Source organism: Methylorubrum extorquens (assembly GCF_024169925.1).
GTDB classification, from domain to species: domain Bacteria; phylum Pseudomonadota; class Alphaproteobacteria; order Rhizobiales; family Beijerinckiaceae; genus Methylobacterium; species Methylobacterium extorquens_A.
The window spans coordinates 826,718-853,571 of record NZ_JALJXF010000001.1 but is presented as its reverse complement, the minus strand read 5'-3'; the positions used below and the strand labels follow the sequence as shown (position 1 = coordinate 853,571).

General features: G+C 67.1%; 24 protein-coding genes and 1 tRNA gene. 9 read left to right on the top strand and 16 right to left on the bottom strand.

Annotation, left to right across the window (positions count from 1 at the left end; genetic code table 11):
• The first annotated feature begins 2 nt into the window (after window positions 1-2).
• The 3 genes from gnd (at window position 3) to J2W78_RS04115 (ending at window position 2,418) form a co-directional block, all read left to right on the top strand.
• On the top strand, window positions 3-995 hold the full coding sequence (gene gnd / locus J2W78_RS04125) for a phosphogluconate dehydrogenase (NAD(+)-dependent, decarboxylating) (RefSeq protein WP_253368249.1): 993 nt from the start codon (window positions 3-5) through the stop codon (window positions 993-995).
• Entirely contained in the window at window positions 992-1,723 is a 732-nt protein-coding gene (gene pgl, locus J2W78_RS04120; protein ID WP_253368247.1) for a 6-phosphogluconolactonase, read from the top strand. The genes gnd and pgl overlap by 4 nt, the downstream gene beginning before the upstream one ends.
• A 128-nt stretch (window positions 1,724-1,851) precedes the next feature.
• A complete protein-coding gene (locus J2W78_RS04115) occupies window positions 1,852-2,418 on the top strand; it encodes a hypothetical protein (RefSeq protein WP_253368245.1) in 567 nt (188 codons plus the stop codon).
• A 225-nt stretch (window positions 2,419-2,643) separates the two neighbouring features.
• Here J2W78_RS04115 and J2W78_RS04110 read toward each other — a convergent pair whose 3' ends face one another.
• Window positions 2,644-4,416 (bottom strand): glucan ABC transporter ATP-binding protein/ permease, encoded by a 1,773-nt coding sequence (locus tag J2W78_RS04110; protein WP_253368243.1) that lies wholly within the window; start codon window positions 4,414-4,416, stop codon window positions 2,644-2,646.
• A gap of 269 nt (window positions 4,417-4,685) precedes the next feature.
• On the opposite strand from J2W78_RS04110, the gene J2W78_RS04105 reads away from it, so the two are divergent.
• A complete protein-coding gene (locus tag J2W78_RS04105; protein WP_060772042.1) occupies window positions 4,686-5,459 on the top strand; it encodes a motility protein A in 774 nt (257 codons plus the stop codon).
• 14 nt (window positions 5,460-5,473) lie between these two features.
• On the top strand, window positions 5,474-6,307 hold the full coding sequence (locus J2W78_RS04100) for an OmpA/MotB family protein (RefSeq protein WP_253368241.1): 834 nt from the start codon (window positions 5,474-5,476) through the stop codon (window positions 6,305-6,307).
• 6 nt (window positions 6,308-6,313) lie between these two features.
• On the opposite strand, the gene J2W78_RS04095 is transcribed toward J2W78_RS04100, so the two are convergent.
• Together J2W78_RS04095 and J2W78_RS04090 are read right to left on the bottom strand one after the other, a co-directional pair.
• Window positions 6,314-6,742, bottom strand: coding sequence for a CAP domain-containing protein (locus tag J2W78_RS04095; protein WP_253373960.1), 429 nt, complete (start codon window positions 6,740-6,742; stop codon window positions 6,314-6,316).
• Window positions 6,743-6,962: 220 nt separating this feature from the next.
• Window positions 6,963-9,686, bottom strand: coding sequence for a DUF3772 domain-containing protein (locus J2W78_RS04090; RefSeq protein WP_253368239.1), 2,724 nt, complete (start codon window positions 9,684-9,686; stop codon window positions 6,963-6,965).
• A gap of 711 nt (window positions 9,687-10,397) precedes the next feature.
• On the opposite strand from J2W78_RS04090, the gene J2W78_RS04085 reads away from it, so the two are divergent.
• Window positions 10,398-10,946 carry an HNH endonuclease gene (locus tag J2W78_RS04085; RefSeq protein ID WP_253368237.1) on the top strand — a complete coding sequence of 183 codons (549 nt, stop codon included), beginning with the start codon at window positions 10,398-10,400 and terminating at the stop codon, window positions 10,944-10,946.
• Between the two features lie 7 nt (window positions 10,947-10,953).
• Here the strand turns inward: J2W78_RS04085 and J2W78_RS04080 are convergent, their stop codons facing one another.
• The 11 genes from J2W78_RS04080 to J2W78_RS04030 all read right to left on the bottom strand — a co-directional run bounded on the left by J2W78_RS04080 (window position 10,954) and on the right by J2W78_RS04030 (window position 22,693).
• Window positions 10,954-11,205 carry a hypothetical protein gene (locus tag J2W78_RS04080; protein WP_253368235.1) on the bottom strand — a complete coding sequence of 84 codons (252 nt, stop codon included), beginning with the start codon at window positions 11,203-11,205 and terminating at the stop codon, window positions 10,954-10,956.
• Between the two features lie 26 nt (window positions 11,206-11,231).
• On the bottom strand, window positions 11,232-12,131 hold the full coding sequence (locus J2W78_RS04075; protein ID WP_253368233.1) for an outer membrane protein: 900 nt from the start codon (window positions 12,129-12,131) through the stop codon (window positions 11,232-11,234).
• Window positions 12,132-12,519: 388 nt separating this feature from the next.
• A complete protein-coding gene (locus J2W78_RS04070) occupies window positions 12,520-13,377 on the bottom strand; it encodes an outer membrane protein (RefSeq protein WP_253368231.1) in 858 nt (285 codons plus the stop codon).
• Window positions 13,378-13,559: 182 nt separating this feature from the next.
• On the bottom strand, window positions 13,560-14,426 hold the full coding sequence (locus J2W78_RS04065) for an outer membrane protein (RefSeq protein ID WP_253368229.1): 867 nt from the start codon (window positions 14,424-14,426) through the stop codon (window positions 13,560-13,562).
• 312 nt (window positions 14,427-14,738) lie between these two features.
• A complete protein-coding gene (gene glmM / locus J2W78_RS04060; RefSeq protein WP_135298363.1) occupies window positions 14,739-16,079 on the bottom strand; it encodes a phosphoglucosamine mutase in 1,341 nt (446 codons plus the stop codon).
• A gap of 229 nt (window positions 16,080-16,308) precedes the next feature.
• Window positions 16,309-17,058, bottom strand: coding sequence for a sulfite exporter TauE/SafE family protein (locus tag J2W78_RS04055; protein ID WP_253368227.1), 750 nt, complete (start codon window positions 17,056-17,058; stop codon window positions 16,309-16,311).
• Window positions 17,059-17,170: 112 nt separating this feature from the next.
• A complete protein-coding gene (gene ftsH / locus J2W78_RS04050; protein WP_253368226.1) occupies window positions 17,171-19,099 on the bottom strand; it encodes an ATP-dependent zinc metalloprotease FtsH in 1,929 nt (642 codons plus the stop codon).
• A 137-nt stretch (window positions 19,100-19,236) separates the two neighbouring features.
• Window positions 19,237-20,259, bottom strand: coding sequence for a tRNA lysidine(34) synthetase TilS (gene tilS / locus J2W78_RS04045; protein ID WP_253368224.1), 1,023 nt, complete (start codon window positions 20,257-20,259; stop codon window positions 19,237-19,239).
• Window positions 20,256-21,281 (bottom strand): tol-pal system protein YbgF, encoded by a 1,026-nt coding sequence (gene ybgF / locus J2W78_RS04040; protein ID WP_253368222.1) that lies wholly within the window; start codon window positions 21,279-21,281, stop codon window positions 20,256-20,258. The genes tilS and ybgF overlap by 4 nt, the downstream gene beginning before the upstream one ends.
• A gap of 170 nt (window positions 21,282-21,451) precedes the next feature.
• Entirely contained in the window at window positions 21,452-21,964 is a 513-nt protein-coding gene (pal, locus tag J2W78_RS04035; protein WP_253368220.1) for a peptidoglycan-associated lipoprotein Pal, read from the bottom strand.
• A 375-nt stretch (window positions 21,965-22,339) separates the two neighbouring features.
• Window positions 22,340-22,693 (bottom strand): hypothetical protein, encoded by a 354-nt coding sequence (locus J2W78_RS04030; protein ID WP_253368218.1) that lies wholly within the window; start codon window positions 22,691-22,693, stop codon window positions 22,340-22,342.
• Between the two features lie 102 nt (window positions 22,694-22,795).
• Here J2W78_RS04030 and J2W78_RS04025 point away from each other — a divergent pair, with 102 nt between their 5' ends.
• Window positions 22,796-23,194 (top strand): response regulator, encoded by a 399-nt coding sequence (locus tag J2W78_RS04025; protein ID WP_253368216.1) that lies wholly within the window; start codon window positions 22,796-22,798, stop codon window positions 23,192-23,194.
• Window positions 23,195-23,292: 98 nt separating this feature from the next.
• Here J2W78_RS04025 and J2W78_RS04020 read toward each other — a convergent pair whose 3' ends face one another.
• Complete coding sequence (locus J2W78_RS04020; RefSeq protein ID WP_301288518.1) at window positions 23,293-24,315, bottom strand: WcbI family polysaccharide biosynthesis putative acetyltransferase; 1,023 nt, start codon at window positions 24,313-24,315, stop codon at window positions 23,293-23,295.
• 47 nt (window positions 24,316-24,362) lie between these two features.
• Between J2W78_RS04020 and J2W78_RS04015 the strand changes: the two genes are divergently transcribed.
• On the top strand, window positions 24,363-25,424 hold the full coding sequence (locus tag J2W78_RS04015; protein WP_253368212.1) for a GSCFA domain-containing protein: 1,062 nt from the start codon (window positions 24,363-24,365) through the stop codon (window positions 25,422-25,424).
• 150 nt (window positions 25,425-25,574) lie between these two features.
• On the opposite strand, the gene hemC is transcribed toward J2W78_RS04015, so the two are convergent.
• Window positions 25,575-26,504, bottom strand: a complete 930-nt coding sequence (hemC, locus tag J2W78_RS04010; protein ID WP_253368210.1) for a hydroxymethylbilane synthase — start codon at window positions 26,502-26,504, stop codon at window positions 25,575-25,577.
• A 196-nt stretch (window positions 26,505-26,700) separates the two neighbouring features.
• On the opposite strand from hemC, the gene J2W78_RS04005 reads away from it, so the two are divergent.
• Window positions 26,701-26,776, top strand: a tRNA-Lys gene (locus J2W78_RS04005).
• Window positions 26,777-26,854 lie beyond the last annotated feature (78 nt).

The following is a 26,854-nucleotide window of genomic DNA, read 5'->3' as shown; positions in this document are numbered from 1 at the left end:
GGATGCAACTCGGCATGATCGGCCTCGGCCGGATGGGCGGCAACATCGTCCGCCGCCTGCTGCGCGATGGCCACACGGCCGTGGTCTACGACCGTGATCCGAAGGCGGTGGAGGCGCTGGCCGCCGAGGGTGCAACGCCTGCCTCCAGCCTGGAGGATCTTGCTGCCAAGCTCGAGGCGCCGCGCACGGCTTGGGTTATGCTGCCGGCCGGCCAGATCACCGAGGAGACGGTGACCGCGCTCGGGGGCCTCCTGAGTGCCGACGACTGCATCATCGACGGCGGCAACTCGTTCTATCAGGACGATGTGCGCCGGGCTCGTGACCTTGATGCCAAGGGTATCCACTACATCGATGTCGGCACCTCCGGCGGCGTGTGGGGTCTGGAGCGCGGCTACTGCATGATGATCGGCGGCCACAAGGCGGCCGTCGATCGGCTCGACCCGATCTTCCGCACGCTGGCACCGGGCCTCGGCGAGATCCCGCGTACGCCCGGGCGTGAGGATCGCGATCCGCGCGCCGAGCAGGGCTACATCCATGCAGGCCCGAGCGGCGCCGGTCATTTCGTGAAGATGGTCCATAACGGCATCGAGTACGGCCTGATGCAGGCCTATGCCGAGGGCTTCGACATCCTTCGCCACGCCAACGCCCCCAACATTCCCGAGGAGCGCCGATTCGACCTCAATCTCGGCGACATCGCCGAGGTGTGGCGGCGAGGCAGCGTGGTCTCCTCCTGGCTCCTCGATCTCACCGCGTCCGCGCTCGCGGGCGACGAGCGCCTCGAAGGATATTCCGGTTACGTCGAGGATTCCGGTGAGGGCCGCTGGACCATCAATGCAGCGGTCGAGGAAGCCGTGCCGGCCACCGTCCTCTCCAGCGCCCTCTACCGCCGCTTCCGCTCCCGCGAGGATGAAAGCTACGCCGACAAGCTGCTCTCGGCCATGCGCCAGGGCTTCGGCGGCCACAAGGAGCCGCCGCGCCGGGGGCCCGCGCCATGATCCCGCTTCCCTCGAACACCGAGCTGATGGCGGATGCCGAGGCGACGGCCCGTGCGGCGGCCGAGCACCTGCTGGCGATGGCCGAGAGCGCGGAGGGCGAACGCATCGCGATCTGTCTCTCCGGCGGCTCGACCCCGAAGCGGCTCTACGCGCTGCTGGCCTCCCCCGGCTACGTCGAGCGGGTGCCATGGGCGCGCATCCACTGGTTCTTCGGCGATGACCGCGTGGTGCCGTGGGACGATGCGCTGAGCAACGTCCGCATGGTCCGAGAGGCGTTCGGCCATGCCGCCCCGGTGCCGGCGACGCATCTGTACTTCATGCCCTCCGATCACGGAGCGGAAGCAGGCGCACGCGCCTACGAGAAGACGCTTCGCGACTTCTACGGGGCTGAACAGTTCGATCCGGCACGACCGCTGTTCGATCTCGTGCTGCTCGGCCTCGGTAGCGATGGCCATACCGCCTCGTTGTTTCCGGGCAAACCGGCTTTCGCCGAACGCACGGCCTGGGTGGCGCCGGTCCCGGAAGCGGGCATGGAGCCGTTCGTGCCGCGCATCACCCTGACCTTTCCGGCGCTGGCCTCCTCGCGCTCGGTGCTGTTTCTCGTCAACGGCGCAAGCAAGCGCGAGCCGCTGCAACGGATCGCCGACGGCGAGGATCTGCCAGCGCGACACGTCGAGAGTGCCGGGCGCGTGACGTGGTATGTCGATCGCGACGCGGCCGCAGCCTAAGCCTCGGCGGACCGGTTCGACCATCGATCGGTTGCGAGACACCCTCGGCGGACGGCGCAAACGCCTCATTTCCGACGTCGATCTTACCGGTGTATGAACGGCCATCCTTGATCAACCGGAGTACTCCGATGGTAGGAGCCGAACACGCCACCGTGCGGGATTTCTGGCCACAGCTCCGTCAGCCACGCCCCGTTCTGCGGCGTGGCCGTATCCTGCCGGGGCCGCTGAAGCCGCTCGAACGGCGCAGCCGCCGTCCGGTCTGGGCTGTCGGCGTCGGCGTGGTGGGCCTTTCGCTCGTCGCGACCTGGGCGATCGCATCGCAGATCCGATCAAGCCCCGCCGAAGCGTCTCACATCGCCGCTGCGCCGGTTGCAGAGCCGCTTCCGGACGTTTCGCAGCCTATCCGCATCGTCGGCGCCGCGCTGACACCGCAGATGGCGCCTGCACCCGAACGCTCGGTCGCGGTTGATATGCCTTCCCCGGCGGCGCCGGCTATCGAGGCCTCCGAGGAAAGGCCGCGGGCCGCCGCTATGGCGGCTGCACCGGTTCTGGCACCGAAATCCGTCGCTGCGCTTCCGGCAGAACTCGGCGCTCTGCCCGTTCTGGAACTCGACGAGACGACGTTCGACGCGATGCAGCCTCCGGCTCTGGAGAGCCCCTCCCGTGCCGTCACGCGGACTTCAGCGAGACCGTAAAACCCGAGTCTGATCCGGTCCCCGCTTGATCCAAGCGGGGACCGGATCAGCAAACCCGTGCGGCGCTTGAGCGAAGCCCAAATCCGCCATCCCGACGGGATCGGCCGGATTTGGTATGAAACAAGAACGCCCCCGGTCGCGATGCGAGCGGGGGCGAATATGTGTGGGATGCCTAGGGTCCGGCGCTTCGATCGCGCCGGATTTGTCGTTTCTGTGAGGCTCGCTTCAGGCGGCCATCGGCATGTCGTCCTCGGCCTCGGCGGCCATGAACTGAGCCCGGGCGAGCGTCGCGAAGCGCTGGTTGAGGGCGACGAGTTCGTCGAAACCGCCGGCCTCGACGATCTTGCCGTCCTCGAACACAAGGATGCGGTCGGCGTTGCGGATCGTGGCGAGGCGATGGGCGATCACGAAGGTGGTACGCCCCTCCATCACCGTCTCCAGTGCCTGCTGCAGCTTGCGCTCGGTCGCCGCGTCCAGGGCGCTGGTGGCCTCGTCGAGGATCAGCATCGGCGGGTTCTTCAGCAGTGCCCGCGCGATCGAGAGGCGCTGGCGCTCGCCACCCGACAAGGAGCGGCCGCGTTCGCCGATGAGCGTGTCGAGCCCGTCGGGCTGGCGTGCCATGAATTCGCTGGCCTGAGCGCGTTCGAGGGCGTCGAGCATATCGGCATCGCTCGCGTCGGGGCGACCGACTTGCAGGTTCTCGCGGATCGAGCGGTTGAACAGCATCGGCTCCTGGAAGACGACGCCGATGTTGTGGCGCAGGCTCGACAGGCCGATATCGCGGATATCGATTCCGTCGATGCGGATGGCACCGGCATCCGGATCAAAGGTGCGGTGCAGCAGGCCCAGCGTGGTGGACTTGCCCGAACCCGTCGTACCGACGAGCGCCACGGTCTCGCCGGGGCGGGCCGTGAAGGACACACCGTCCAGCGCGCTGCGGCGGCCGTCATAGGAGAAGGCGACGTCGTCGAAGATCACCTCGCCCTCGAACCGGGCGACCTGCCTGGCATGCGGCCGGTCGCGGACGGTCGGCACGGTGTCGAACACCTCGAAGAACTCGCGCATCTTCGGGGCTTGCATGAACACGCCGTTCACGAAGGTCACGACGTGATCGAGCTTTGTCACGAGCATGGTGGCGAGGCTCATGAAGGCGACGATCTCGCCGACCGTAGCCGCACCTTTCTGGTGCAGGGCGATGCCGGTGATGAAGATCGCGGTCATGGTCAGCGTGCCGGAGGCGCGGGTGGCGACGTTGGCCAGCGCCCACCACGACAGGACCGGGATCTGCACGCGGAGCAGATCGTGGATGATGGTGCGCATCGCCTCCTTCTCGGCGCGCGCCCGGGTGAAGGACTGGATCACAGCGACGTTGCCGAGGGCGTCGGAGGCGTGGGCCGCCAGTCCCGACTGGAACTGCTCGACCTCGCCCTGAAGCGTCTCGGTCCGGCGCATGACGTAGCTCGCAAGCGCCGTGAAGACGAGGACGAGCACGACGAGGATCGCGCCGAGACGCCAGTTCACGAACAGCGTCAGCGGCAGGAGCACACCGACGGAGAGCAGCGCGGAGAAGTGCTCGCGGAAGAAGTTGAGCCAGACCCAGGCCATGGCGTTCGTGCCTTCCAGCATCGCCTTCAGCACGCGGCCGGAATGATTGGACGAATGGAAGGCGATCGGCAGTTCGAGAACGTGCTCGAAGAAGTTCGCCATGGTCGAGAGGCGGTTGCGATGGGCGAGCCGGTCGGAATGCAGAGCGATCGCGACCCCCGCACCGATGGTGAACAGGCCGAACACCACCCACGCGACGATCCAGGGCGCCAGCGCGGTCGCGGGCGCGTCCTTGGAGAGGTGGGTCAGGCCGTCGATGATGCGGCCCATGATGAGCGGTTCGGCGAAAGCCGCGACCGCGAGCGCGACGTTGGCCGCGATCAGGCCGCCGACCAGACGCTTTTCCGCTGCCAATAGGCCGAGCACCCGCGCATAGAGGCGAATCATCGACATCGTGTTTTCGCTCCCCGCCCCGTCCGGCCGCAGCCGTGGGGATCTTGCCGTTGGGAACCGGGTGGACCCGGCGCCGGCCGACCGGGGGGCTGCGGTTCTCCGCGCAGACACCCCCGGGCAATCGGCATGGGAAGATATGGCTCTTCCCCCCTGAACGGCACATGACGGCGAACGGCCCGTTCGTCCACGCCCTTTACCGTTCCTTCAGCCTGTTTTTTTAGAAGTTGGGGACGGCCTGCGTGATTGGCCGGGCTTCGGGCATCGGCGTCATGGATCTCGCAACCGGTATCGGGCTGCTCGGCGGCGTCGGCGTCGTGTTCACCCTCATCATGATCGACGGGGGCAACTTCGCCGCGTATTTCGACAAACACGCGGTGATCGTCATCTTCGGCGGCGCCATCGCCGCGACGATGATCCGCTTTCCGTTCTCGACCATGCTGCACGGCCTGCCGATGGGGCTGCGCTACGCCTTCACCATGCGCTCGGTGAAGCCGCACGAACTGATCGAGGAGATCACCAAGATCGCCGACGTGGTGCGCAAGTCGGGCCCGATCGCGCTGGAAAGCATGGAGATCTCCGATCCGTTCCTGGCTCAGGGCTCGCGCTACATCGCCGATGGTTACGACCGCGACTTCATCCGCGATACGATGGAGCGTGACCGCGACAACTTCCTGATGCACCTCGACGAAGGCTCGAAGATCTACCGTGCCTTCGGCGACTGTGCGCCGGCCTGGGGCATGATCGGCACCATCCTCGGCATGGTGACGATGTTCGCCAACATGTCCGACCCGTCGAAGCTCGGCCCCGCCATGGCGACCGCCCTGCTGGCCACCCTCTACGGCGCGCTGATCGCCAACATGGTCGCCATTCCGATCGCCGACAAGCTTCACGTCAAGCTCGAGGAGGAGGACGTGTCGCGCTCCCTCATCATCGACGGCATCCTGCTGATTCGCGACCAGAAGAGCCCCTCGCTGGTGCGCGAGATGCTCATCGCCTACCTGCCCGCCAACCACCGCGAAGAACTCGCCGCGGAAGCGGCCTGACGAGGGCTTGAGCGGTGGCCAAGAAGAAGCGCGGCGGCGCCCACGGCGGTCACGGCTGGTTCGTGACCTTCGCCGACCTGATGGCGCTCCTGATGAGCTTCTTCGTCATGATCGCCGCCTACTCGACCCAGGACCAGAAGAAGCTTCAGGTCGTCGCCGGCTCGATGCGCGACGCCTTCGGCGTGAACAAGGAATCGAAGTTCGCCGGCATCCTGGAGAGCGAGGGGATTCCGACAGCCGACAAGTTCAAGCACCTGCGCGACGTCCCCCCCGAGCGGGCCACTGACCGCACGACGCCGCCGCAGATCGACAGCGGCCTCGACGACGGCATTCCCGACCGCGGCTATCCCGACGCGTTCGGGCAGGCCGCGGCCTCCCTGCGGCAGGCGATGCAGGACATGCCGGAAGTGGCGGAGCTGTCGAAGAACGTCATCATCGCGCCGACCCGGAAGGGGCTCGACGTCTCCATCGTTGATCAGGACGGTCGCTCAATGTTCCCCGAAGGATCGAGCCGCCCCAACGATCGCACCCGCCGGCTGCTCGAGCGATTGGCGCCGACGCTGATGAAGTTGCCGAACCGCATCGCCGTGACCGGCTTCACCGCGACCGCCCGCCCCGGCACCCGCGACACCGCCCCGCCCTGGGAGCTTTCGGCCAACCGCGCCTTGAGCGTGCGCGACGTCCTGGCCGGCGCCGGCCTGCCGGACGACCGCTTCGCCTCTGTGACGGGCAAGGCGGATACCGAGCCGATGTTTCCCGACAATCCCTATCTCGCGGCGAACCGCCGGGTCACGGTTACGCTTCTCTCCGAGGCACCGCCGACGCCGAACGGCAAGGTTGTGCCCTGAGGGCGTCTACTTGGCGACCAGCAGCGCCCAGTAGACTTTGTATTTCGAGCCCGGCGCGTAGGCGGTGGCGATGCCCATGCGGGTCGCCTCGGGCGACAGCATGACGGCCCGGTGCGGAGGGCTGTCGCGCCAGCCGGAGAACGCTTCCGCGAGAGTGTGGTAGCCCGCCGAAAGGTTGGCATCCGCGCCGTCATAGCCGAGCCGGGCCACGGCAGCCCTCACCGTCTGGCTCTTGCTCGGCCGGTCGGAGGCGGCCATGGCGGCGGCCTCGGTCTCGGCGAGCCGCTGCAACTCGGGGTCGATGACGAGCGGGGCGGCGCCGTTGTTGCGGCGATAGGCCGAGATCATGTCCCGAGCCTCCGCCGTGTCCACCGCGGTGCTGCCGGTGGTGAGCGGCAGGTACATGCTCGGTAGCCCGGTGGTGTCGGGCGTCATCTTCCCCGCGCAACCCTGGAGCAGGGCGACGAGCGCGAGCGCCGCAGGTGCGGCGATGAAAGTCTTGCGTCCGAGGGTCTGACGTCCGAGCACGACAACGAGTTTCCGGTGAGCAGAGGGAGGAAGTGGGCCCTGCCGCCGGTAAACTCAAGTGTATCGGTGCGGCCGGCCCCGATATCCTCAGGGCTGGCGCCGTTTTCTCTCCGAAGGACGCCCGCCGCTATCCGTGGCGTCGACGGTTTACATCCTGCGATTCGTTCGCTGGGCTATGGGCCGAGGCTTCTTCCGGCGCAGAGCTTTTCTTGGCATCGTCTACTCCGGATGCTGCAGGCGCGATTACCTGCGTGGCCGAGCTGCCGACAGCGTGGGCGATCTGTCCGAGCGCGTCGCGGACCGGTTCCAGGCCCTGCACGGTGATGAAGCTCGAAGCCGGGCCCATCGGCGGGATGAACTCGGCATCGGCCAGGGTCTTGAAGACCGAGAAATTGAGGTCGCTCTGCACCTTCTGACCGAGGTTGACGTCGATCACCATGGCGACCAGCTCGAACTCCAAGAAGGGATCGCCGATCTTCTTGAACACCACCCGCGGCGGCGGCTCCTTGAGCACGTCCGGATGCGCCTTGGCGCAGGCGACCATCATCTCGGCGGCCTGCACCGGATCCTTGCTGCGCAGAACGCTGACGGACAGGATCACCCGGCCGGTGCGGTCGCCGCGCACCCGGTTCTTCACGATGCCCGAGATCAGGTTCGAGTTCGGCACGATCACGGCCGAGCGGTCGAAGGTCTGGATCTCGGTGGAGCGCACCGAGATGCGCTTCACGATGCCCTCGCTGTCGCCGATCAGCACCTGATCGCCGACCCGGATCGGACGCTCCCAGAGAAGCAGCAGGCCCGAGACGAAGTTGTTGACGATCGACTGAAGGCCGAAACCGATACCGACCGAGAGCGCGCCGGCGACGATGGTCAGCTTCTCGAGGCTGAGGCCGAGATAGGAGAAGGCCAGCGCCAGGGCGAGCAGGAAGCCGACATAGCCCGCCACCGTCGAGATCGAGTTGCGCAGGCCGGCATCGAGGTCGGTCGCCGGCAGATAGGTGTTCTCGAGCCAGCGCTGCACGCCACGGGTGATGAACACGCCGAGCCCGAGGATGCCGATGCCGTAGGCGATGGACGAGAGAGAGATCGTGACGTCTCCGACCTTGAAGCCGAAGAAGGCCGTGCGGATCGAGGAGAATACGTCCGTCGAGTCGAGCCCCCAGGGCGCGAGCGCCAGGAGCGCGGCGAGGGCGATCAGCAGGACCCGGCCGAAGCCGGTCACCAGCACCGCAATTTGGTTGAGCGAGCGTTTGCGCAGCCCGGTATTGGCCTGGAGCGTGGTGGCGAGGCGCGTCTCCTCGCACAGCGACCCGCCGATCAGCACATCGACGCTCATGATGAGCAGCCAGAGCAGGACGAGGATGCTCGCGCTCCAGATCAACTGATCGACGAGGAAGGCCGAGAGGGCGACGTATCCCACGAAAGGCGCCACCGCGATCACCGCGACCGCGACCCATCCGAGCAGCCGCAGCGGCCCGCCGATGTTCGACGACGTGTCGGTGCCGACATAGGGGCCGAAGCACTCCTCCTCCTTCTCCGCCGTATCGGCGAAGCGGTGGAGGCCGATGGCGAGTAGCAACGCGGCCGTGACGGCACCGATGCCGCGAGTCGCGATCGAGATCGGCAGCGCGGCGTAGATTGCCGAGTTCAGCGCCTCCGTCGATTTTGACACCGTGATGACCACGGCGATGCTGACTGCGAGCGCGTTGATCCGCCATGCGGCGGCGTCCGAGACGGGTGCCGGACGCCACGCCGGTTTGTTGACGGCGAGCAAGGCGTCGGCCGTCGCTTCGACGAAGGCGATGAAGGCGATGCCACCGAGAATGGTGCTGGCGACCGGGAGGAACCGGGCCGGCAGCAACTCGGTGACGTCGAGGGCGTAATAGACCGCGTAGCTGCCTGCCAGAGCCGGCAGCGTGCCGAGCAGGAGCACGCGCCACGCGCCCAGGAGCTTGGCCCGCTTCGACGGCGAAGTGACGTTGATGTCCCGGCGGCCCAGCGCCGGGGCGATGTTGCGGCGTCCGAAATACAGGGCGAAGGACAGGCCGAAGGCGAGACCGAGAACCAGCAGGTTCCACAGGGTGCCGTTGCGGCGGAACAGGGAGATCGTGTCGTCGAGGCCGCTGCTCAGCGAGCTGACGTCCCGAGGAATGTCGGCGGCGACCCGCATCCACAGGTCGGGGCTCAGCAGCGAGGAGCTGCGCTCGAACAGGCCGCGGGTGAAGGCGGCGCGACGGCGGTTCGAGATTTGATCGACGATCTGGTCGCTTTGCACCAGCAGGGACTTGGCCAGCCGCTGGGTGCCGTCGATATCGTTGACGGCCTGTTCGCGCTCGGCCCGCTCACGGGCGACCTCCTCGCCCTCTTCGCCCTCCTTCGGCTTGGGGCCGATTTGCGTCAGGCGCTCACGCGCCGCGTCCAACCGCGGGCCGAGCAGCTCGATCGCCGAGCGCAGCCGGTCGGCGAGCGGGTCGAGCCCGTCGCGGGCGCGGGTCAGGTCGCCCGCGCCGACATTCTGGCCGGAGATCGCCTTCTCCCGCGCTTCGAGATCCGCCTTGATGGTGTCGAGGCGGTCGCGGAGCGTTTGCAGCGCTTCCGAGACGGGCACCTTGGGCGCGGCCGGCTTGGGGGCCGGCGCGGCCTGCCCCTCGGCCGCTTGCCCGTTCGCTGGCGGCGGCGCCGCGTGCGGCTTCGGAGCCGGGGCCGTCTGAGCGGTCGGCGCCTCCGCCCCCGGCGGACTCCCCTGCCCGACCGCCGCATTCGGCAGGAGAGCCGCCGCGGTCAGCGCCGCGATCAGGGCCTTGCCGCGAACCATGTGGCGAATGCGGGTGAGCAGGGAGTGTCGTAGCATCGTCGTCCTTCGCGGGGGGAACGGGGTCGCGTCGGGTTGATCGGCGCCAGGCCAGCCTGGCCGGCCGCTTCGCGGGTGGTGTCGAGACCGCAGCCTTGGGCGCGGCGCTCGACGGATTCGGCATCCCGCGCCGCCCCTGAGCTAGGGCCATGGCGCGACTTTCCGAGAGGCGAGCCGCGAAACTGTTTGCAACGCACAAGGGCGCTCTGGCCCGGGCTGTCTGCCCGCGTAATGGGGCAAAACCATGCGGACGGGGCGGTGGACACTCTATTCCAGGGAAAATCATCGGCCGCGACGTCACGGACGGTCGGTCCGCCTTCACAAGCTTGTCACGCTGATATTACACTAAGCCGCGATGGACTTGGCCATATCCTCACGCAGCGAGGAGGCGGCGCTGATCGTCCGCCCCGCCACGCTTCGGTTCGACCCGGCAGGATTCGCCGGTCGGGGAAGCTGTTGGCGTCAAGATCCCTCTCGACCTTTCAATTCCCGCCAACCCACCCGAGCGCGAAGCGCTGAGGCCTCGGGTTCGGCGCGAGCGTGCGCGACTGCCTGTGGACCCGCGGCCGTGCCGGGGCGTCATGCCCTCCGGCACGGTTCCGAGGCACCCCCTGGGCTCCGGTTGTCGCGGGTACGGCATGGCCCTTCGGACCTTCGGCGTCCGAGGCCGAGGCGCCCGAGGGGCGCCGTCACGAGCAGTGAGTGGCGTCGATGATCGATCTGCAAACCCTGGTGCTCAACGCGGATTACAGGCCGCTTTCCTACAATCCGCTCTCGTTGTGGTCTTGGAAGGACGCATTCACGGCATTGTTCCTTGATCGCGTCACCCTGGTCGCGAACTACGATATCGAGGCACACAGTCCGAGCCGGTCCCTCAAGGTGCCGAGCGTGGTCGCCCTCAAGAGCTACGTGGCGCTGGCCCGCAGCCCGGCCTTCACCCGCTACAACATCTACCTGCGCGACACCTTCTCGTGCCAGTATTGCGGGCTGCGCCTTCCCTCGGGCGGCCTGACCTTCGACCACGTCGTGCCCCGCTCCCGCGGCGGCCTCTCCACTTGGGAGAACGTCGTTGCAGCCTGCTCGCCCTGTAATCTGCGCAAGGCCAACCGCACGCCGGCGGAGGCTGAAATGCCGCTTCTCAACGAGCCGCACCGGCCGACACGGCACGAGTTGCACCGCCGCCAGCCGGAATTCGACCACCGCCAGTATCACCACACGTGGCTCGACTATCTCTACTGGGACAGCGAGCTCGACAGCTGATCGCGCGTCAGCGCAACGGCTGCGGCGGCTCGTTGAACATCGGCTGGTTGGTCGGCCGCGGCACGTAGGCCCGGACGGTGAACCGCTCGACCGGCGGCGGCCCGCGGAAGCGCGGACGCGGATCGCGGTAGGGCATCTCCGGCGGGAGTGCCGTGACGGCGGGGCGTGTCATGAGATGCCGGCTACGGCTCTCGGCTTGAGCGTGCCCGACGGATAAGCCGGCGAGCGTCGCGGCCGTGAGCAGAAGCAGGTGGCGCATGGCGGCTCTCCGGACTCGGTCGCGCGTCAGAACTTGATGGCCGCGCCGCCACGCACGGTGTTCAACTCGGCCTTATGACCCTGGAAGTCGTTGAACAGGACATATTGATACTCGCCGCGCAGCAGGAAGTTCGGCGTGATCGCGTATTCGAGGCCGCCACCGACCGCGAGACCGACCACGGTGACCTTTTTCGTTGTTCCGTGAACCGTACCGGGTGCCGGGATGCTACCAGGTGGAAAGTCTTGATAGAAAACCGAATAACCGTAGTTATTGATGAAGGACTTTGTGGTCCCCGTCTGATTTGAATTGTAAGTGTTGTTGTTATATCCGTAGTTCTGAACGGTCACCGTGTCAGTCACAGTGGCGCGGCCAACAGCCGCGCCACCGGTGATGAAGGGGAGAAGATTTCCGAACGCGTAGCCGAGCCTGCCTCTGACCGTCCCGTAATCTTGGATCTTTGTGCTTGAATATCCATCTAGATTAACGGTGGTAAGAAACTCGTCCTTGGTGATCATCGTGCGAGCGATGCGATCGAAAGTGTTCTCACTCTGTCCGAAGTAAGTGTAATCGGCTTCGAGGCCGACGACGACGTCTTCGAATTGATAGTTGACGCCCGCAAAGACGCCATAGCTGGCACCGCCGGAATGAGTGGCGCGTGCGGCGAGAAGATGAGATGCGCTCATCTCGGCTTCCGCGACGGTGTTGCGGAGCGCGTTCGCAACGATCGGCTGGAAGGCGTTGCTGAAGCCCAAGGCCGCCGACGAGTATCCGCCATGGCCGCCGACATAAAATCCGCTCCAATCGATGAGCGGAGCCGGTGCCGGGTAGTCATCGTCGTAGCCGCGCAGCACCCCGTAATCGAGATCGGCGGCCAGAGCGGGTGAAGCCAGAATGGTCGTCAGAAAAGCCAGGGTCGCGATACGCATCGTCGTCGTCCTCACGCACCGAGCCGTTGCGGCACCGGGCTGACCCTTCCGTCCTAATTCAGTAACCTTAATTTTTCGTACCGGACCAACATTGGATGGCGTCCCGAGGTGGCCGGCAAATGCTCGCGCACATCCGTTCCGGCACATGACCTGAGCCTTCGATGCATCGAGCGACGGCCGGAACGAAAACGGCGCCCAAGGACAAGCCTGGACGCCGTGCGTTCCTGAGGAACGATCTTGATCGACTCATACCGAAGTCGGTTGATCCCTTCGGGATGGCGGATTTGGGCTTCGGCGGGTACTCATTGCGGTGGCGCAATGGGTACCCTCCTCAGGCGCCGCGCGGGCTTGTCGATACGGTCCCCGCTTGGATCAAGCGGAAACCGGATCAGTTGCCGAAGCTCCGAACGGGAGAGGCGAGCAGGCCGTCGGCGAAGCGGTAGCGAAGGCCGACCCGGAATTCGCTGGCCGCCAGATCCTTCACACGGGTGAGGCCGCCGAACTCGTCCAATCCGCTGCGGATCTTACCGAGATCGATGTAGCGGTAGGCCGCGTCCACACTGAAGCCGGCGCCGAGGTCGTAGGACAGACCGGCAGTCAGAGCCCATGCGAAGGTCATGACCGAGTGGTTGGCGCGGAAGGCGGCGTTGCGCGGTCCCGTACCCTCGGACCCGTCGCAGCCGTCGATCAGGCAGGTGGTCTGGGTGTAGTTGCGGCTCATGCGCTTGTCGGCGAAGCCGACGCCCGCGCCGACGTAAGGCGTGAAGCCGTACCACGTTCCGATATCGGCGTAGACGTTGACGAGGCCGGTCAGCACATCGACCTTGCCGGCTTCGAGATTGTAGCCGGTCTCGAACACCGAGCGCGAGGAGTAGCCGCGGAAGGACGAGGTAGCCCTCTGGTCGATGGTGGCATCGACGCGTAGCCATGAATTGATCTGATAGCCCACGCCGCCGCCGTAACCGGCCTCGGAACTCAGGCGCAGCCCGACGAGCGGCGGCATGCCGGGATCGTTCGGATCGAGAATGGCGTCGTCGCGCGGGTGGTCGTACCAGCTTTTCGTGAAGTCGCCGCGCAGATACCAGCCGCTGCCGATCGCCACCGGTTCGACTTGGACGGGCGGCGGCGGGGGCGGCGGAAGCAGATCGGCCGCGGCGGCAGGGGACGCGAGGGAGCCGGTCAGAACCCCGAGGAGGGTACCGGTCGCGAGCGTGGCCGCCAGCGCCAGACGATGCGATGCGATCATGGGAAGCCTCGTCGGAGGCGGCGGCAGGAGGGGCCCGCGCCTCGATTGACCAACAGTTTTCCCGATAAAGGTTATGAACGGCTTAACCTTAACCGGCCGGGTACGGAGATTCACGAATCTGAAAACGAAGACGGCGCGAAAAGTGTTCGCGCCGTCGAGATACAATCAAAAGTTAGGGACGATCAGTACTTGCGCACCAGCGGAGGCGGCGGCGCGTAGTCGACCGCCGCGACGGCGACCGGGGCGCCGAACAGGTAGCGCAGGCCGACCTTGACGTCGTGGGCTTCGAGTTCCTTCACCCGATAGACGGTCTTCGGGCAGTCCGGGGCGCAGGTGACGACGCCGGTCGCGGCCTCGCCCATGTTGAGGTAGCGGTAGGCCGCCTCGAACCTGATGTTCTGCGTCACGGCGTAGCCGAGACCGGCATGAAGCGCCCAGGCGAAGTTCGTCCGCTCGTTGTGGCGGCCGATGCCGTAGCCCCCCTCGTAGGCGCCGTAGCCCTTGTCGGTCACGCCGCCGAAGCTGTGGTGGGCCACACCGACGCCGGCGCCGACGAACGGCGTCACGCCGTACCACGTGCCGAGATCGACGTAGCCGTTGGCGAGGCCGACGATGGAGTCGAACTTCCCGCTGGTGACGTTGTAGCCGCCGGTATCGCCGAAGGTTTTATCCTCGGCCACGAACGTCCACTTGCTGCGAAAGCGATATTCACCGGTGGCATCGACACGCAGCCACGGATTGATCTGATAGCCGACGCCGCCGCCGACGAAGTACTGGTTGGAGACCTTGTCCTGCACGACGGCGTAATCGTACGGCTTGGGCGGATGCGAAACGTCCTCGGCAATGCTCTTGCGCAGGTCGAGCGATCCGTAGCCGCCATCGACCCGAAGATACCACCCGCCGGCGAACACTTCCGGCTCGGGCAGCGGCTCGGGCATGGGCGGCGGGGGCGGCAGCAGGTCGGCGGCTTGTGCGAGGCAGGGCACCCCGACGCTCGCCAGGAGCGTGAGGGAGCGCGCCAATGCGAGAATGTTGGTGCGGCGGCGCATTACGATTTCCTTGACCCATCGAGCGCGCCGAGAATTGAAGGCCGGCCCGAGATGCGAATGCAAGGATGATCGATGAAGGTTAAGTCGGCCTTAACGTAAAAAGTTAGCCTTGCCGATCCGTTGCCGTGATTGGCAAAGACTCTGGAAAATCAGTACCATCGCTGCTTGTGCTTTCTGCCCCCGGCTGCACCGGCAGCGGTTCGGTCCCGCTCTCTGAGTCGCCGAACCGTTCGCCACTTCGTCGCAAAGCTCTCTCGCGAGTGGCACGGTCCGGCTGTCTCGGCGACCCAGGGGATCGGCGACCGGCGGCCTTCAGGCCGCTGCGCGCGTGACGGCATCCACGACCTCATCCACCACCTCGGCGACGAGATCACGGTCGTCCCCCTCAGCCATCACCCGGATGACGGGCTCAGTGCCGGACGGGCGGATCACGAGGCGACCCGACTGGCCGAGCCGGTCCTTGGCATGGGCGATGGCGGTTACGACCGAATCCGCGCGCAAGGGCTCACCGGAGCGGAAACGGACGTTCTTGAGGATCTGAGGCAGCGGTTCGAAGCAGTGGCAAACCTCGCTCACCGGCAGGTTGCGGCGCTTGACGACGCTGAGGAGCTGAAGCGCGGCCACCAGCCCGTCACCCGTGGTCGCGTAATCCGACATGATGATGTGGCCGGATTGCTCTCCGCCGAGATTGTAGCCGTGCTGGCGCATATGTTCGAGCACGTAGCGATCGCCGACGGCCGTGCGGGCGAGCGTGAGACCGATGCTGTTGATGTATCGCTCAAGGCCGAGATTCGACATGATCGTCGCAACCAGTCCCGGCTGGGTCAGGCGTTCGTCTTCCTGCCACGAGCGGGCGACGGCCGCCATGAGCTGGTCGCCATCGACCTTCTGGCCCTTCTCGTCGACGATCAGCACGCGGTCGGCGTCGCCATCGAGCGCGATCCCGACATCGGCGCGCAGCTCCCGAACCTTCTGCACGAGGGTTTCGGGCGCGGTCGAGCCGACATCCTGATTGATGTTGAACCCGTCCGGCTCGACGCCGATCGAGATCACTTCGGCGCCCAGTTCCCAGAGGGTTTCCGGCGCGACGCGGTAGGCCGCGCCGTTGGCGCAATCGACGACAACCCGCAGGCCGTCCAGTGTCACGTGGCGCGGAAGGGTGCGCTTGGCGAACTCGATGTAGCGGGCGTGCACGCTCTCGATCCGCTTGGCACGGCCGAGGTCGCGCGAAGCCGAGAGGCGGTTGCGCATGTCGCCGTCGATCAGGCTTTCGATCTCGAGTTCGAGCTCGTCGTTGAGCTTGAAACCGTCGGGCCCGAACAGCTTGATGCCGTTATCCTCGAACGGGTTGTGCGAGGCCGAGATCATCACGCCGATATCGGCGCGCATCGAGCGGGTCAGCATGGCGACGGCAGGCGTCGGCATCGGGCCGAGCAGCAGCACGTCCATGCCGACGGAGGTAAAGCCGGCCACGAGGGCGGTCTCGATCATGTATCCCGAGAGCCGGGTATCCTTGCCGATCACGACGCGGTGGCGGTGGTCGCCGCGCTGGAAGATCACGCCCGCGGCCTGCCCGACCTTGAGAGCCAGCTCCGGTGTGATGACGCCGTTGGCCCGTCCGCGGATGCCGTCGGTACCGAAGTGTTTACGCAACGTTGCTTCTCCGCGCTCGGCGTGGTTCGCAGCCGACCACACTATCAGAATGGCGCCCGGCCGGCAGCACGGGCCTCGTGAATTGGTTGCTCCGCGACAAAGGCGGTCGAAATGGGGCGAGCCAGCCGGTTTGACCGGCGGCGCGTGCATCATTCCGCAAGTGGAATTCAGGAGGCCGCACGAGCCTCTTATCTTCGCGTCATCGTGTTCTTGAGGGCCGAAGGCTGCTCTATCGAAGAATTTGCGGCAGGCCCGAGAGGAGCAGAGCAATGCCCGACACGGTCAGAAGGCCGAGGACAAGGCGGCGGAAGCCGGTCTCGCTTAAGCCGACATAGGCCCGTGTGCCGACGATGGTGGGAAGCAGCATGGCCGGCAGCACGACGAGGATCATCGGCAGCATGCCTCGCGTGACGATCCCGGACGCGACGTAGACCGTCATCGTGACGGCGAGCATCGACAGGTTGAAATTCTGGATGACGGCGCGCTGAACGTCGCGCTCGTAGCCGCGGAGCGTGCACCACAGCGTCGGCAGAGTGCCCGTAAACCCGCCGAGGCCCCCGAGAATGCCCCCGCCAAGGCCGACGGCAGCGTCTGCGATACGGCCGCCGACGGTGATGCGCGGCAGATCCTTCGATAGGAGCATCACGGGGCACCAGACCACGAGAAGGGTTCCGAGGATCGTCTTGAACCAGTGCATGTCGAGATGCGGCAGCAGGAACGCTCCGAGTGGGACACCGGCAAGGCCGCCGAGCACGAACGGGGTCAGGACGTGGACGTCGAAGCCTCGGCGCACAGTCACCGCAGCGATGATCTGCCCCGTGAGGGCTCCGGTGACGGCAAGTGCCGCTGCCAGCTGCGGATCGATGACCCAGGCCCAGACCGACATGGCGACGAGGCCGAACGCGAAGCCCGACAGCCCTTGCACGAAGCCGGCGATGGCCGCGCCGAAGGCGACGATGAGATAGACCGAACTCGACATGTGCCGGGTCTTTTCACTCCCGTCTCGTGGGAAGGCTCACCGGTGCAACGACGCGACGGCCATGAAAAAGGGGCGCCTCACGGCGCCCCTTGTCGAAGCTTGGTCGGCCTGTTCAGCCCTGCGGCTGTGGGCTCGGCTCCAACCCGCCGTCGCTGCCACGCGGGCGGCCACGGCCGGTCGACGGCACTGGTGAGCCGCGGGCCGGGGTTGGCGGGACGTCGCCCGAGTCGCGCACCGGCGGCTCGCCCTGGAGCAGCTTGCGGATCTCGTCGCCGGACAGGGTCTCGTATTCGAGCAGGCCCTGGGCGAGCGCTTCAAGGTCGTCCTTGCGCTCCCCGAGGATACGGCGTGCCTCCTCCAGGCCCGCCTCGACGAGGCGACGCACTTCCGCATCGATCTTCTGGGCAGTTGCCTCCGAGACCGTCTGCTGACGGCCCATCGACATGCCGAGGAAGACTTCGTCGTTGTTGTCGCCGTAGGCCACGGTGCCGAGTTCCGGCGAGAAGCCCCAACGGGTGACCATCATCTTGGCCAGCCGCGTCGCCTGCTCGATGTCGGACTGGGCGCCCGACGTCACCTTGTCCTTGCCGAAGATCATCTCCTCGGCGATGCGCCCGCCCATCATGATCGCCAGCCGCGAGGTCATCTGCTCGAAAGACATCGAGAGCTTGTCGCGCTCGGGCAACTGCATGACCATGCCGAGCGCCCGCCCGCGGGGGATGATCGTCGCCTTGTGAACGGGATCGGTGGCCGGGACATTGAAGGCGACGATGGCATGGCCGCCCTCGTGGTAGGCGGTGAGCCGCTTCTCGTCTTCGGTCATGACGAGGGTGCGCCGCTCGGCGCCCATCATGACCTTGTCCTTGGCGTCCTCGAACTCGTGCATCGTGACGATGCGTTTTCCTCGACGCGCGGCGAGCAGAGCGGATTCGTTGACGAGGTTCATCAGGTCGGCACCCGAGAAGCCTGGCGTGCCGCGGGCGATGACCTTGAGATCGACGTCGGGCGCCAGCGGCACCTTGCGGACGTGAACGCGCAGGATGCGCTCGCGACCGGTCACGTCCGGATTCGGCACCATGATCTGGCGGTCGAAGCGGCCGGGACGCAGCAGCGCCGGGTCGAGCACGTCGGGGCGGTTGGTCGCCGCGATGATGATGACACCCTCGTTGGCCTCGAACCCGTCCATCTCCACGAGGAGCTGGTTGAGGGTCTGCTCACGTTCGTCGTTGCCGCCGCCGAGGCCGGCGCCGCGGTGACGGCCGACGGCGTCGATCTCGTCGATGAAGATGATGCAGGGCGCGTTCTTCTTTGCCTGCTCGAACATGTCGCGCACGCGGGACGCGCCGACACCGACGAACATCTCGACGAAGTCCGAACCGGAGATCGTGAAGAAGGGCACGTTGGCTTCACCCGCGACCGCGCGGGCAATCAGGGTCTTACCGGTGCCGGGCGGGCCGACGAGCAGCACGCCGCGCGGGATGCGGCCGCCGAGGCGCTGGAACTTCTGGGGATCGCGCAGGAATTCGACGATCTCTTGGAGGTCCTCCTTGGCCTCCTCGACGCCGGCCACGTCATCGAAGGAGACGCGTCCATGCGCCTCGTTCAGGAGCTTGGCCTTCGACTTGCCGAAGCCCATGGCGCGACCCGCCCCGGACTGCATCTGGCGCGACAGGAAGATCCAGGCGCCGATGAACACGAGGATCGGCAGCCAGCTCACGAGAAGCTGGATGAACCAGGGTGTGTTGTCGGAGGGCGGACGCGCCGTGATCTGCACGCCCTTGCCCTGGAGCTTCGAGACGAGGCCCGGGTCGTTCGGCGCGTAGCTCGAGAAGTTGCCGCCGCCCACATAGGTGCCGCTCACGTCCTGGCCGGAGATCGTGACGGACTGAATCTTGCCGGCGTCGGCATCGTTCAGGAGCTGGCTGTAGGCGATCTCGCTGCCGCCGCCACGGTGACCTGGGTTCTGAAACAGGGTCACGAGGGCGAGCACCAGCAGGAAGATGACGACCCACAGGGCGAAATTGCGGAAATTCGGGTTCATCGATCGGTCCTGGGAGGCGTGCGAGCGTCGTCCCGCAATGTCGCGGCATACCCCACGCACTCCGGGCCAATGTAGGCGGCGCCCCACCGGTTGCCAAGTAAATCGGCGGCCCCTGCGTCGAGGGCGACCGCGTAGCGTTAGCGGCGCCCCTCCGGTGCCCTGCGTGGCGGCGCGGCGGCGAGGCGGATCGTCCCCTCCCCGTCCGTCTCGATCAAGACCCCGCGGAGGGTGCGGCGGAGCGCCCTCCCCTCGGCCAGAGCCGGCAGCAGCGCGTCGAGAACGAGGGTTTCGAGCCGTTCCAGACGTTTCGGAACGGGCGCTTCGTGAGGCGACGCGATTCTGTCGAGGGTCATGTCGAGGACGCGCAAGACGATGGCGCAAGGTTCGCGGCGCAGGCGATGTCCGTCGAGTCGCAAGCCCTCTACGTCGCCGTGCGTGATCTCCGACAGCACGGCCTCGGCACGCTGCCTCAACGCCGCATCGTCCCGTCCGGCACGGACGGCGAGGCGGGCAAGTCGCGCCGCATTCAGGCCCTCCTCGGCCAGCAGCGGCAGCAGGCGGCGCAACCGCGCCCGGGTGAAGCGCTCGTCCGTGTTGGAGGGATCGCGCAGGAACGGGAGGCGGTGCCGCTCGCAATAGGCCACGAGGTCGGCCTTCGAGATGCTCAGGAACGGCCGCACCAATCGGATGCCTGGTGCCAGGGGGCGCTCGTCGCGCATCCCGGCAAGACCGGAGGGGCCGCTTCCGGCGATCACGCGCATCAGCACGGTCTCGGCTTGGTCATCGAGCGTGTGGGCGGTCAGAACGAGACCCGCGCCGATCCGGGCCGCATGGTCGGCGAGCAGTCTGTAGCGAGCGCCGCGCGCCGCTGCTTGGATACGGCTGCCGTGTCGCGGCGCATCCCAGGTCAGTATTGTGTGGACGAGGCCGAGTTCGGCGGCGAGGCGCCTAACCTCTACCGCCTCGTCGGCCGAACCCGGCCGGAGGGCGTGGTCCACCGTGGCGACCCGGAACCGATCCTGTCCCAATCGGGCTGCCGCGTGCATCAACGCCGTGGAATCGGGTCCGCCCGAAACGGCGAGCAGTGCCGGACGAGCGGGTTCTGCCAGGAATGGTGCGAGGGCGCGGGCGAGGCGTTCGTCGAGGGACGCCGCGCTCAAGCGGCGCAGCGGGCGCGCTTCTGCTCGCGCTCGACGCCCTGGCGTACAGTGGCACCCGCGCTCGGAAACTTGCGCTCGACCTCGGCCAGCGTGGCGCAGGCTTGGGCCTTGGCCCCGAGCGCGTGCAGGGAGGTGCCGAGCTTCAGCATCGCTTCGGGTGCGACGGGCGAATTCGCGTAGTCGGTCGAGACCTTCAGGAACTGCTCGGCGGCCTCGCGGGAGCGGCTGCGCTGAAGGTAGCTCTCACCGAGCCAGTAGGTCGCCTTCGGCACCAGCCGGTCGCGCGGATGCGATTGGATGAACTGACGCAGACTCATCTCGGCCTGCTCGTACTGGCGCTCGCGAATGAGGGCGTAGGCGGCCTCGAAATCCGCCTGCGCGTCGCCGCTGCCGGTGGCGGCGATGCTGGCGCTCCCGACGGGTGCTTCGACCGGCGCAATCGAACCGGTTCGCGCGGACGGAGGCGAGAGGTCCACAGGACCGCCGAAGCCGGGCGGCGGCAGATCCCCGTCCTCGGACGCGTCGGTATCCGCCTCCACGACCGTCGGGGGGACGGAGCGGCGCAGGGGCGCTTCGGCTTCGGCGATGGCGCCGGTCGGCAAAGGCAGCGAGGGCTGCGTCGTCCCGAGTGGCTTCGGGGCGCCCGGCGCATTCGGATTCTGCTCGGGATCGAAGGCATCGCTGCGCTTGCCCGGCCGCCCCTCACCCGGATTGGTGCCGTAGGGCGCGGCCGAGGGCGGTGCCGCGGCGGGCGCCGGGGCCTTGCGGGCGGGTGCGGCGGCGCTCCCCTTCCCTTCCTGGAAGCGGAACTCGACATCTTCCTGGAACTTCCGGAGCTGTTCCTTGAGCTGCCGATTCTCGTACTGAAGCGTCTCGATCTGTCCCGAGAGCTGCCGAGACACGTTCTCGAGGCGGTTGAGACGCACCACGAGTTCCGACGCATCCTGCGCCTGCGCGCCACAGAGAGCCGCTGGCGCGATCGCGAAACCGAGTCCGAGGGTCAGGAGGAGGCGGCGGAACATGGCGGCTGGCACCGATCGGTCTTCTGGTTCGCGGCCGACGTCGTGTCCTCCCCGAAACCTCCGCTGCGCCGTCGCGGCCTGAGCGGCGACGGCGCAGCGAAGGTTCGATAAGGCACGCTTACCCGATAGCAGATGGCCCGGTCGGCCGCAAAACCGGGCCCGCACCCGGTTCAGGAGCCGGCGCCGCCATCGAGAACGCTGACGGAGCGGCGGTTCTGCGACCAGCAGGAGATGTCGTTGCACACCGCCACCGGGCGCTCCTTGCCGTAGGAGACCGTCCGCATCCGCGAGGCGGAGATGCCGCGGGAGGCGAGGTAATCCTGCACGGTTTGTGCGCGGCGGGCGCCGAGGGAGTAATTGTACTCCCGCGTGCCGCGCTCGTCGGCATGGCCCTCGATGAGGAAGCTATAGCGCGAGTAGCGCTGGAGCCACGATGCCTGCTTGTCGAGGGTGGCGGTCGCGGTCGGGGTGAGATCGGTCGAATCGGACTCGAAGAACACGCGGTCGCCGATGTTCACCACGAAATCCTGGGCGCTGCCGGGCCGGGCCGGGCCTCCGGGGCCACCCGCACCGAAGCCGGACGCATCGGCAAGATCGCTATCCTTGCTGCAGGCGCCGAGGCCCAGTGCGGCGCAGAGCGCCAGCGTCAGGGAAAGCCCACGGAAACGCGCGGGTGTCGACATCGTCTCTCTCCTCACGGCCGAGCCGTGCCGGTTGTCCTGCCGGTGCCTGCCCCGATCGTCTGGCGATCAAGGCCGGCCCCGAGTCTCAGTCTGAAACGCTCCCGATCACCGGTCGCAGATCCGTGCCGGCGCAGAGCGTTTTCGTTCTGAACGGTGTAGCCGCGGATGGTTAAGTGTCTCTCACGCCAGCACCCGGAACGCTGTCTGTTCGCGAGACGGTGGGCCGCGCTGCCGCGACCGCACTACCCCATGACCAATCCAAGCTCGACCGCAGCGATATTCAGTGTTCTGTCCAAGATTGCGGCGCGCCGTGGGCGCGAGCAGAACCAGCACCGCTTTGCCTATCGATGTTGCGATGCGGCAACACGAGCCGAATCACACGCCGCGCAATGTCGCGATCGCGTCCCGTGCTTGGCGCGCGGCGTGAACGGCGGTGCCCAGCGGCGTCGCGATTTCCGTGCCGCTCAGACAGGCCCGCTCCAGCGCTGCGCAAGCCCCCGATAGGTCGTGGAAGGAGAGCGCTCCGCTCGATGAGACGAGAATGTGGGCGTCGCCGGCGAGGCGCGACGTGTCGCTGGCGGGCGGATCGAGGCGGATGGCGATCTCGTGGTCGAGGACTTCGAGCAGCTCCATGAGGCGGGGGCGGCCGAACAGATCCTCCAACTCCGCCAGGGCCTCGGCGTCGAAGGCGGGGGCCTGGGCGGGACGATGCGCGGCAGGCTCATTCATTCCATTGCTCAGCTTTGCGAAAACTTGCTATGCGACCGTGGAGTTAATGATGCATTAACTGTTCCGCCATGTGATGGGCGCGCTGCAAACTGGACAAGGGCCATGCCTTCCGCCCCGACCGTGCTCATCGTCGAGGACAATTACCTGCTACTCGAGATGCTGACGCGGCTGTGCGAGCGTGAGGGCATGCGCGTGCTTGCTGCCTCCAGCGGCGAGGCCGCGCTGACGACGTTGCGGGACGGGGGCGAGGCCATCGATTGGCTGCTTACCGACATTCTCCTCCCCGGCTTGATCGACGGCTGGACCGTGGCTGCCGCCTATCGCGAGCGTCATCCGAAGCGGCCGGTGGTCTACACCTCGACCGTGGCGCAGATCGAGAGCCGCACGGTTCCCGGGAGCCTCTATATCCGCAAGCCGTTCCAAGCCCGAGAGATCGTGGAACTGGCAAGCGTGATGGCCGCGTCGCACGGCCTTGGAGACGGCCGCCGCGTCGCCGGCTGACGGGCGTCCGACGAGACCCCTGCTTCGCTGTCGTGCCGAGAGCGGAAGCGTTCGGGCGCCTCGGACGGCACGCTGACGCCGCCCGCGCCGAATCCGATCTATGCCGCACCGAAGAGCGCGCCGATCTCCGGATCCTTCTCCCAGGCCTCGACCCGCGCATTGACGAGGTCTTGTGATCGCTGCCGGGCATAGAGAGCGAAGCTTTCGGCCACGAAATCCGGCAGATCCAGCAGGCGCGGCGCGGCGCGGCGGCCGTCGCCCTTGAACAAGGTCGAGCCCGCCACGCCGTAGCGTTCGGCGATTCCCGGTAGGACCGGCCAGACCGGTTCGGAGGTCAGCGCATCGGGAGCGTAGGTCTGGATCGGGATGTCGAGTGGGTCGCAGCCGGTCTCGCAGGCGAGACGCCGGGCGATGTCGCCCAGCACATGCAGGTGCGGGTGGTTGACGACGTGCATGAACACCCCGCCGCGGCTCCACAGCGCGAATTCCCGCTCCAGGCCGAACCCGACGTCGCGCGCGGTGCGCAGCAGGTAATCGGCGCTCGCCTGCCACAGGTCGAAATAGCCGAGCCGTTCGAAAGCAGCACCGGTATAGAGCCGTAGGGTGGCCTCTACGCTCAGCCCCTGACGGAAGCCATGGAGCGCGATCGCCGAGTGGTACGGCCCGATCGGCGAGGCGACGAGGCGGGACAGCCTCAGGCTCGCTTCGTCGCCGACATGGATGAGATCGGGATGGAAGCCGGAAAACAGGATCGTCGGAAACAACTGCAAACCGGGCACGCGTTCAGAGAGCCCGTGGACGTTGCCGCCCGCGACGAAGCCTTCGGGAAAGAAATGCGAGAAGACATGATCGGCGCCCCCGAGATGGCGTGCCAGCCGGTCGAGATGCCCGAACCGTCGGCCGAGCCCGGCGACGAGAAGCGTCTCGACCGCGGCGCCCGGCAGGAACAGCCGCAAGGCTTGCGCGACGCCGGCGGCCTGACAATTGCCGATCACCGCAATCCGCGGGCGGCCAGCCGGCCGCCGCCACGGTCTCGCCCAGGATCGCGGGGAGAACGGTTGCGCCGCGAAGGCCTGAAAAGCCGGGGCGAGCGGTTTGAAAAGGGCGGGGAGCGGGGCCAAGCGGCGCGCGGCCTCTCGCGGGCATGCGTGCAGGATCGGATCAGGCGATGAACCCTTACCGCGATCTACCGGCCGAGCGCTTCTGGCGCAAGGCGGTGGCGGGCGTGCCGCCCTTCGCCCTCGATCCGGGACCGCGCGGCACCTTTGGCATCGCCCGCACCGATCGCGTCGCCACGGCCGGCTCCTGCTTCGCGCAACGCGTCTCGCAAGCGCTGGCCCGCGGCGGATTCAACTACCATGTCACGGAAACCGCGCCCCAGGGGCTGAGCGAATCCGAGGCGACCGCGCGTCAGTTCGGCACCTTCTCGGCGCGCTACGGCAATCTCTACGGTCCGCGACAGTTCGTGCAACTGTTCGACCGGGCCTTCGGCGCCTTCGATCCGCAACTCAAGGCGTGGCAGCGAGAGGACGGACGCCTTGTCGATCCGTTCCGCCCGACCATCGAACCAGATGGCTTCGCCGACGAGGCGGCGGTGATCGAGGCCCGGCAAACCCATCTCGCGCGGGTGCGCGATCTCTTTGAAAGCCTCGACGTGCTGGTCGTGACGCTCGGCCTCACCGAGGGCTGGCGTTGCCGCGCCGATGGGGCGGCGCTCTCCCTCGCGCCGGGCGTCGCGGGTGGGCAATTCGATCCGCAGGAGGTCGCTTTCGTCAATGCGGGCACGGCCGAGGTGATCGCCGACGTCAACGGCTTCCTCGATCGGCTCTGGAGCGTGAATGCGAGCGCGCGGGTCATCCTCACCGTCTCGCCGGTGCCGCTGATCGCGACCTATCGCGACCAGCACGTGCTCGTCGCGAACGCACACTCGAAAGCGGTGCTGCGGGCGGCTGCCGGAGAGGTCTGCGAACGCTGCGATCCGCGGCTCGTCTACTTCCCGTCCTACGAGATCATTACGAGCCACACCAATGGCGGGCGCTACTACGAGGAAGATCAGCGTGGAATCGCCGAGGCTGGCGTCGCCCACGTGATGCGCGCCTTCATGGCGAGCTTCGCCTCCGGTTCAGCCGAGAAACCGGAGCCGCAGTCCGCACACGACAGCGAAGCGGAGTTCGCCGGCACCGCAGGCGTCATCTGCGACGAGGAGACGATCGAGCGCAGTCTTGCCTGATCGGCGTTCCGTCCGATTCAAGCGGCACGCATAACGCTCAGCCCGTGCCGGCGCTTCAGCATGCGACCCGTCATGCCAGCACGGCGGGATCATACCGGAGCTCAAGTCCGGGTTCCCGAAGGGATCTACCAGATTTAGGACGAGACGAAGCTACTTGAGGTGAGCGAAGTAGACGTCGCCCGCCGCCTGCTTCAGCTCGGCGCCCGCATCGCGGCCGATCGCGTCCGCGTCCGTGGCCAGTCCCTCGCGATGGACCGACCAGTGGCGGCTGCCGTCGGGCAGGAACAGCAACCCGTCGAGGCTGATGCGATCCCCCCTCACCTGCGCGAGTGCCGCGATGGGTGTGCGGCACGAGCCGTCGAGTTCGGCAAGGAGCCCGCGCTCCGCATCGAGCGCCGTCGTCGTGGTGGCGCAGGCGACGGGCGCCAGCAGCGCCCGGATGGTGTCGTCACCGGCCCGGCACTCGATGCCGAGTGCGCCTTGCGCCACGGCCGGGAGCATCTCGTCCACCGAGAGCACGCTGCGGGCGACATCCGCCATCCCGAGGCGCTGCAGGCCGGCGAGCGCCAGCAGCGTGGCATCGCACTCCCCCGCTTCCAGCTTGCGCATCCGGGTGTTGGCGTTGCCGCGCAGGGGCACGATGGTGAGATCGGGCCGGTGCATCAGCACCTGTGCTCCACGCCTGAGCGAAGAGGTGCCAACCCGTGCACCGGGGGGCAGGTCGGCCAGGCCGTTGGCCCCATTCGCGCTGAGGAAGGCGTCGCGCGGGTCGTCGCGTTCCAGGATGCAGGCGATGGCGAGCCCGTCGGGCAGCCACGTCTCCACGTCCTTCATCGAGTGAACGGCGACATCGATCTCGTCGGCAAACAGGGCCTGTTCCAGTTCCTTCGTGAACAAGCCTTTTCCGCCGATCTCCGAGAGCGGCCGATCGAGCACGCGATCGGCCACGGTCGAGACGACGACGATCTCCGTCTCCAATCCCGGATTGGCAGCGACGATCCGATCGCGGACCATGCCTGTTTGGGCCAGCGCCATCGGGCTGCCGCGGGTTCCGATTCGCAGGGCGCGTAAAAGGCTCATCCTTGCGCTTTACCCGAGACGACCGCGCCCGTCACGCGCCAGCGCGCATGTGCGGCCGCACGGGACGGGAGGTCCCCGCAAACGCTTTGTCGGAAAACTTGTCGAAGGGGGCTGGACAGGCCGTCCGCCCGTTGCTAATCCGCCGCCACCGAACGGGATTGGTGGCCCGGCGGTGCAGCCTCTCCCCCGAGGCTTCGGGCGCATAGCTCAGTTGGTAGAGCAGCTGACTCTTAATCAGCGGGTCCTAGGTTCGAACCCTAGTGCGCCCACCAATAGTTCCAAGCGTTTAGCCCATACTGGGAATGCCGTTTCAACATGGCATCAGCGGCTCATCTCGACAAAACCTCGCG

What these genes read in the sequence shown, in the direction of transcription:
- gnd (WP_253368249.1), top strand. Translation starts at nt 3, where the DNA reads ATGCAACTCGGCATGATCGGCCTCGGCCGGATGGGCGGCAACATCGTC.
- pgl (WP_253368247.1), top strand. Translation starts at nt 992, where the DNA reads ATGATCCCGCTTCCCTCGAACACCGAGCTGATGGCGGATGCCGAGGCG.
- J2W78_RS04115 (WP_253368245.1), top strand. Translation starts at nt 1,852, where the DNA reads ATGGTAGGAGCCGAACACGCCACCGTGCGGGATTTCTGGCCACAGCTC.
- J2W78_RS04110 (WP_253368243.1), bottom strand. Translation starts at nt 4,416, where the DNA reads ATGTCGATGATTCGCCTCTATGCGCGGGTGCTCGGCCTATTGGCAGCG.
- J2W78_RS04105 (WP_060772042.1), top strand. Translation starts at nt 4,686, where the DNA reads ATGGATCTCGCAACCGGTATCGGGCTGCTCGGCGGCGTCGGCGTCGTG.
- J2W78_RS04095 (WP_253373960.1), bottom strand. Translation starts at nt 6,742, where the DNA reads ATGACGCCCGACACCACCGGGCTACCGAGCATGTACCTGCCGCTCACC.
- J2W78_RS04090 (WP_253368239.1), bottom strand. Translation starts at nt 9,686, where the DNA reads ATGCTACGACACTCCCTGCTCACCCGCATTCGCCACATGGTTCGCGGC.
- J2W78_RS04085 (WP_253368237.1), top strand. Translation starts at nt 10,398, where the DNA reads ATGATCGATCTGCAAACCCTGGTGCTCAACGCGGATTACAGGCCGCTT.
- J2W78_RS04080 (WP_253368235.1), bottom strand. Translation starts at nt 11,205, where the DNA reads ATGCGCCACCTGCTTCTGCTCACGGCCGCGACGCTCGCCGGCTTATCC.
- J2W78_RS04075 (WP_253368233.1), bottom strand. Translation starts at nt 12,131, where the DNA reads ATGCGTATCGCGACCCTGGCTTTTCTGACGACCATTCTGGCTTCACCC.
- J2W78_RS04070 (WP_253368231.1), bottom strand. Translation starts at nt 13,377, where the DNA reads ATGATCGCATCGCATCGTCTGGCGCTGGCGGCCACGCTCGCGACCGGT.
- J2W78_RS04065 (WP_253368229.1), bottom strand. Translation starts at nt 14,426, where the DNA reads ATGCGCCGCCGCACCAACATTCTCGCATTGGCGCGCTCCCTCACGCTC.
- J2W78_RS04055 (WP_253368227.1), bottom strand. Translation starts at nt 17,058, where the DNA reads ATGTCGAGTTCGGTCTATCTCATCGTCGCCTTCGGCGCGGCCATCGCC.
- ftsH (WP_253368226.1), bottom strand. Translation starts at nt 19,099, where the DNA reads ATGAACCCGAATTTCCGCAATTTCGCCCTGTGGGTCGTCATCTTCCTG.
- ybgF (WP_253368222.1), bottom strand. Translation starts at nt 21,281, where the DNA reads ATGTTCCGCCGCCTCCTCCTGACCCTCGGACTCGGTTTCGCGATCGCG.
- pal (WP_253368220.1), bottom strand. Translation starts at nt 21,964, where the DNA reads ATGTCGACACCCGCGCGTTTCCGTGGGCTTTCCCTGACGCTGGCGCTC.
- J2W78_RS04030 (WP_253368218.1), bottom strand. Translation starts at nt 22,693, where the DNA reads ATGAATGAGCCTGCCGCGCATCGTCCCGCCCAGGCCCCCGCCTTCGAC.
- J2W78_RS04025 (WP_253368216.1), top strand. Translation starts at nt 22,796, where the DNA reads ATGCCTTCCGCCCCGACCGTGCTCATCGTCGAGGACAATTACCTGCTA.
- J2W78_RS04015 (WP_253368212.1), top strand. Translation starts at nt 24,363, where the DNA reads ATGAACCCTTACCGCGATCTACCGGCCGAGCGCTTCTGGCGCAAGGCG.
- hemC (WP_253368210.1), bottom strand. Translation starts at nt 26,504, where the DNA reads ATGAGCCTTTTACGCGCCCTGCGAATCGGAACCCGCGGCAGCCCGATG.